Origin of the sequence: Roseibium sp. (assembly GCF_025698965.1) — a bacterium.
GTDB lineage: Bacteria > Pseudomonadota > Alphaproteobacteria > Rhizobiales > Stappiaceae > Roseibium.
Genome location: NZ_JAILWL010000463.1, coordinates 1 through 5,141, shown reverse-complemented (window position 1 = coordinate 5,141; position 5,141 = coordinate 1). Strand labels below are relative to the sequence as shown.

General features: G+C 50.7%; 7 protein-coding genes and 1 pseudogene. 3 read left to right on the top strand and 5 right to left on the bottom strand.

Annotated elements, in window-relative coordinates:
* Positions 1-236, top strand: a pseudogene (locus K5905_RS27070) (LysE family translocator); the annotation flags it as partial.
* 724 nt (positions 237-960) lie between these two features.
* On the opposite strand, the gene K5905_RS27065 reads toward K5905_RS27070, so the two are convergent.
* Positions 961-1,485 carry a GNAT family N-acetyltransferase gene (locus tag K5905_RS27065; protein WP_297590104.1) on the bottom strand — a complete coding sequence of 175 codons (525 nt, stop codon included), beginning with the start codon at positions 1,483-1,485 and terminating at the stop codon, positions 961-963.
* Between the two features lie 116 nt (positions 1,486-1,601).
* On the opposite strand from K5905_RS27065, the gene K5905_RS27060 reads away from it, so the two are divergent.
* The gene (locus K5905_RS27060) at positions 1,602-2,045 is read left to right on the top strand and encodes a GNAT family N-acetyltransferase (protein ID WP_297590101.1); all 444 of its coding nucleotides are present in this window, start codon (positions 1,602-1,604) and stop codon (positions 2,043-2,045) included.
* A 74-nt stretch (positions 2,046-2,119) separates the two neighbouring features.
* Here K5905_RS27060 and K5905_RS27055 read toward each other — a convergent pair whose 3' ends face one another.
* The 4 genes from K5905_RS27055 to K5905_RS27040 form a co-directional block, all read right to left on the bottom strand.
* Positions 2,120-2,668, bottom strand: coding sequence for a YdcF family protein (locus tag K5905_RS27055; protein WP_297590099.1), 549 nt, complete (start codon positions 2,666-2,668; stop codon positions 2,120-2,122).
* Positions 2,669-2,778: 110 nt separating this feature from the next.
* Positions 2,779-3,234, bottom strand: a complete 456-nt coding sequence (gene arfB / locus K5905_RS27050; RefSeq protein ID WP_297590096.1) for an alternative ribosome rescue aminoacyl-tRNA hydrolase ArfB — start codon at positions 3,232-3,234, stop codon at positions 2,779-2,781.
* A 5-nt stretch (positions 3,235-3,239) separates the two neighbouring features.
* Entirely contained in the window at positions 3,240-3,911 is a 672-nt protein-coding gene (locus tag K5905_RS27045) for a TetR family transcriptional regulator C-terminal domain-containing protein (RefSeq protein WP_297590094.1), read from the bottom strand.
* 199 nt (positions 3,912-4,110) lie between these two features.
* Positions 4,111-4,323, bottom strand: a complete 213-nt coding sequence (locus tag K5905_RS27040) for a hypothetical protein (protein ID WP_297590092.1) — start codon at positions 4,321-4,323, stop codon at positions 4,111-4,113.
* Between the two features lie 68 nt (positions 4,324-4,391).
* Between K5905_RS27040 and K5905_RS27035 the strand changes: the two genes are divergently transcribed.
* Positions 4,392-5,141, top strand: a 750-nt coding sequence (locus tag K5905_RS27035) for an aminotransferase class III-fold pyridoxal phosphate-dependent enzyme (protein WP_297590089.1), incomplete at its 3' end; no start/stop codon positions are given.

The following is a 5,141-nucleotide window of genomic DNA, read 5'->3' as shown; positions in this document are numbered from 1 at the left end:
TGGCATCCTTCCTTTTCAGTTCCGGACTGACGTCGTGGCAAGTCGCGGCCTTTGCGCCACTTGCCGCAACGTGTACAGCAACGATTTATGGTTGCTACGGCCTGCTGTTCTCAGCGCGTTCCGTTGCTGAACTCTATCGCCGGTTCTGGCGCGCGATGGATGGTCTCTTCGGAGCGGTTTTCGGTATTTTGGGCATGAAACTGCTCCTGGACGGCTTGAAAGAAGTGAAGATTTAAAACACCCCTGCCCTGCCGTTCCCCAAAGATCCTGCCTTCAATATCCCCCTGAATACTCAGCCATGGATGTGAGATAGTCGAATACGACGGGAGCACCAGATTTCCCCTCGTCTCTGAATTCCTGTCCCCTATTCCGCAACTACAAAATGGTCGTCGCTACCTCGCGGCAGGAAACTGGTTGTCGCGATGCGGTAGATCTTGTTGCAATCGCTTGGCAGGCATGAGCTTGGTGAACAGCTTGTCATGTATATTTTTACTTGAAAAACTAAATAAGATAACTAACCAAATCATGTCCTCATTGTTATCAAAGCTTAATTTGTAGTTTTCACAGACGAACCCCAAATAACGATACAGATGACTGACAACAAAAACTCAGTCAACCAACCCAAAACGGAGGACGAAACATGATTGATAAATTGGCAAACTGGCGGAAGAGTTCCCTCAGAAACCAAATTGAACCCTTGGTGAAACAGCAGGACAATCTGAGTCGCTTTCAAGAAGAACGACTTATCAGACTCGATCGTGCCTACAGGTTCTGGAACCGCCTTGCTTGAAACGGCAAAAACGTGTGAACCGAAATGCCGACCGCGTTCTGTTGTACAAACGAAAGTGGTTTGCACGGTACCACGGGTTAGAAAAACAAATTCACATCTCCCTCAAGGCTTGCGAGCCCCGCTGGAACATAACGTGGGGCAAACAGGCCTCTTCTTTTGGCGATTTGATCTCAATCGAAAATCTGTTCAGTTAAAAGCGCCTTTCTTAGTCGATACACCATAATGAGGTCATCAATCTCTCTGCCTTGGTGCAGAAAACCGCCAGGAATTCTCCCGACCTCTGTAAATCCCTGTCTCTTGTAAAATTCGATTGCGGCCATATTCTCGGCACTGACCGTCAGTTCCAACTGTGCAATCCCCCTCTCGCCTGAAGTCTCGACAACGGCTTTGAGTAACTTGTCGGCAATTCCGTTTCCGCGTAAATTTTCGCGCACATAGACCATGACGATAGTCGCTCGATGGCTCATTTTGCTCGCGCGCTGACGCAGCAGACCCATGATGCCGACAGGTTCACCGGCTTGAAATGCAACGAAAACCGGTTCCTTCAGTCGCTCTTGCCAGTCTTCGGTTGTCAGGATGATCCAATCTTCATAGCTGCTGGCATAGGAGGACGGCTCGTTCTTGAGCGCTTCCAAACGTATCTGTCTGAAAGCAGCAACTTCGTCTGCATGAATTTGTCGGATTTCGATATTAATTTCGCCCAACTGTCTTTCCCGCAATTACCGATATCCCACGCAAATTGACCCGTTGTCAGTACGGCATTTCATATGCTTACACAGAACTTCCTATGCAATGAAAGGCAGATCGCTGGATGGAAGTTGCAATAAGACGAATTGAAGCCACCGATATTGACCAGGCTGCTGAATTGTTCTTGCTCGCTTATGCGGGCCCGCCTTGGAACGAAACCTGGTCGTTCGACACCGCGAAGGACCGTTTGAAGGAGCTTGTCCAAACAAACGGCTGGCTGGGTGTCGGAGCGTTTGAACAAGCGGCCCTCATCGGATTTTCAATCGGTGTCCCCTACACATCCTTCAAGGGAAAAACGCTCTTTGTTGCAGAACTGCTTGTCTCTCCGGACAAACAACGAAAAGGTATTGGCAACCTTCTTCTCACAGAGCTTCAAAACCTTGCCAGAGAAAACGAACTTTGCTCCTCCTGGTTGGTCTCAAGATCATCAGGAGAGTTACTGGATTTCTATAAAACCAATGATTTCAGGTATTCTCAAAACTTGGGTCTTTATTCGAAACCGCTTTAAACACACCTTTGGACAAGGCCGTCTTTTCGCGTTTCATCGACCCAGTATCTTCGATGACGCAGTCCAAAATTCATTCAATCGCCAAGCAGTTTACAGGTCTCGGGATTGAGTTCTTTTAGAAAACCCGCATTCAGATACGGCCTCAATTTGCACCATTCAGCAACCACCTCACCACAAAGCAAGCGATCATTAACCCAGTCAGCAACATCAACGGAATGGTAATTTACCGGTGCGAGCATTTTGATCACATCGGGCCAATAGCGTTCCAGGGTCATCAAGTAACGTCTCGAAGCACTGAAACGGCCAACTGCAATTACAGATCTGATGCCTTCAAGCAGTCCAAGGCGATTCAATTTTTCCATCGAAAACGCAACATTCTCACCTGTATTTTGCGAGCGATTCTCAATAATTATTTGCGCTGCAGGTACACCAAATTCACGAAGCATTGCGGCCATCTGCTCAGCCTCCGTGTCTTCTGATCTGCCTTTTCGACCACCGGACACGATAATCTGGTCAATATAATTCCGATTCCAAAGTTTGATTGTTTCTTGCACGCGTGCTTCTGCGCTTCTTAACCCACCGAAAAGCAGACAAAGATCTGCGGGTTGCAGCTCGGTTTCCACGAGCAGGTATCGATTAATTGCGCGAATTAGCGCGGGCGAAAGCTTCTTGTTGTCCCGACTTCGCACCGACATGAACAGCTGCCTTCAAAACGAGAAATTTCGTCCAGTTTCTACCAATCGCCCTTCGACCCACGCAGTTTCTTTAGTTGCCCGCGCTGTTTTTTGGCATCCAGTCTCCGCTTTTTGGACCCGAGGGTGGGCTTCGTCGCCTTGCGGGGCTTGGGTTTTTCCGTTGCCCGACGCAACAAATCAAGCAAGCGCTCCAACGCATCTTCCCGGTTGCGTTCACGGGTTCGGAAACGATCCGCCTGAATGAGGATTTGTCCGTACTGGGTCAATCGACTGCCGGCAAGCCTGGCAGCGCGGGACTTCACATCTTCAGGCAGCGTCTCGTTGTCAGCCAGATTGAAGCGCAACTGAACGGCAGTCGACACCTTGTTTACATTCTGCCCGCCGGGACCCGACGCTCTGATGAAATCCTCGGCAAGATCGTCTTTCAAGATGAACAGCCGATCGGTCACCGGAATTCGGGAGGCCTCGTTTACATCTGAAGGAACTTCCGGCACGTCTCTCAGTCACTCTCTTGTGGCCCCGAAAGGCCGATACCATGAAGGATGAAGGAAGTCACCGAAGCCTCTGTTTCTTTTAAGAAATCCGGATCACTCAAGTCCTTCCCGGTCAAGGCTTTGATCTGGACGGAAAAATCGGCATAGTGTTGCGTGGTTGCCCAGATTGTGAAGATCAGATGGACGGGATCAACGCGTCGGATTTTTCCCGAAGCAATCCAATCTTCGATCACCTGACTTTTCTCGGTCACCAGCCGCTTCAGGTCCGTTTCGAGAATTGGCAGTATCTGAGGAGCCCCTTGCATAACTTCGTTTGCAAAGAGCCGGGACGCCTCGGGGAACCTGGCAGACATCTCGATTTTCTGACGAATGTACTCACCCAGTTCCTGTGCAGGGTCTCCATCAGGGTTCAGTGTTTTCAATGGAGCCAGCCAGACGTCCAGGATGTGAGCCAGGGTTTCTTTGTAAATCGCTTCCTTGGAGGAAAAATAATACAGAAGATTGGATTTGGACATTCCGGCGTCTGCAGCGATCCGTTCCACGGTAGCTCCTGAATATCCCTTTTTGGAAAACTCGCTGAGCGCTGCTTCCAGAATAAGGTTCCGGTTCTTTTCCTGAATCCGGCTCAGACCACCTTGTTTGAAATTCTGTGATGTTTGCCCACTAAGCCCTGTCATCAAACACACTATCGGTCGAAACGACCGTCCTTCCCAATGCGTTGCCAGAGCGCCGGTTCCCCTCGAATTCCGGCGACCTTTGGTTGGTCTTCGATGATCCTGGCGTCGATTGACCTCAATTTAGGCTAAACGAGCGGATTTGCATCTTGACCATTTGGTCAAATCCCTCCTAGGGTAAATTGACCAGATGGTCAGAAGGCTAGTCGATCAGGTTCAACCCTGCAATGGGGATAGCTTGAAGCAACGCCCTGAAAAGATCATCATTACCAAAACCGGTAATCCGGATCGGGCCGATAGGCCAACCAGAGACATAAGGCCCTGCTGGAAGAGGCGAAAAGCCCGCTAGCAGCGCCTGGAACAGCGTGGGGGAGAGGACCAAAGCTGACAGCGCTGCTTCTCTTGGCAGAGCCATAGCTATGCGCTCCTTTCAAAACCCGAATCAACAGTCGGCTTTCATTCAACAAGCCGCAAGGAGGACGCATGTCAGCACCAAACCAGGCTGCTACCAACAATCTCGAAGCATTCTGGATGCCGTTTACGGCAAACCGTCAATTCAAGCAGACGCCGCGCATGTTCGTTGCAGCCAAGGATATGCACTACACAACAGCGGATGGTCGACAGGTTCTGGACGGAACAGCCGGGTTGTGGTGTTGCAATGCGGGTCATTCGAGACCGAAAGTCGTTGAAGCGGTTCAAAGCCAGATCGCTGAACTCGACTATGCTCCAGCCTTCCAGATGGGGCATCCAAAAGCATTCGAACTGGCTGCCCGACTGGCGGCAATGATGCCCTCGCCGCTGGACCATGTCTTTTTCACGAATTCGGGCTCGGAGAGTGTTGATACCGCGCTTAAGATCGCGTTGGCTTATCAACGCGCCATCGGTCAGGGCTCGCGAACACGCCTGATTGGCCGCGAGCGTGGCTACCACGGCGTTGGCTTCGGCGGCATATCAGTCGGTGGTATTGTTGCCAATCGAAAGACGTTCGGCACGTTGCTGACCGGTGTTGATCACATGCGACACACGCACGATCCGGATCGCAACGCCTTTTCTCGCGGCATACCGGAAAGCGGCGCAGAGTATGCTGAAGAACTTATCCGTATTATACAGCTGCATGACCCCTCGACTATTGCGGCCGTGATCGTTGAACCCGTTGCAGGTTCGACAGGTGTGCTCATTCCACCAAGGGGCTATTTGGAGCGGCTTCGTGAAATCTGCACGCAGCACGGAATT

Bases quoted from the DNA above. Each gene is read 5' to 3' on its own strand.
- K5905_RS27040 (WP_297590092.1), bottom strand. From the start codon at position 4,323: ATGGCTCTGCCAAGAGAAGCAGCGCTGTCAGCTTTGGTCCTCTCCCCC.
- K5905_RS27045 (WP_297590094.1), bottom strand. From the start codon at position 3,911: ATGACAGGGCTTAGTGGGCAAACATCACAGAATTTCAAACAAGGTGGT.
- K5905_RS27060 (WP_297590101.1), top strand. From the start codon at position 1,602: ATGGAAGTTGCAATAAGACGAATTGAAGCCACCGATATTGACCAGGCT.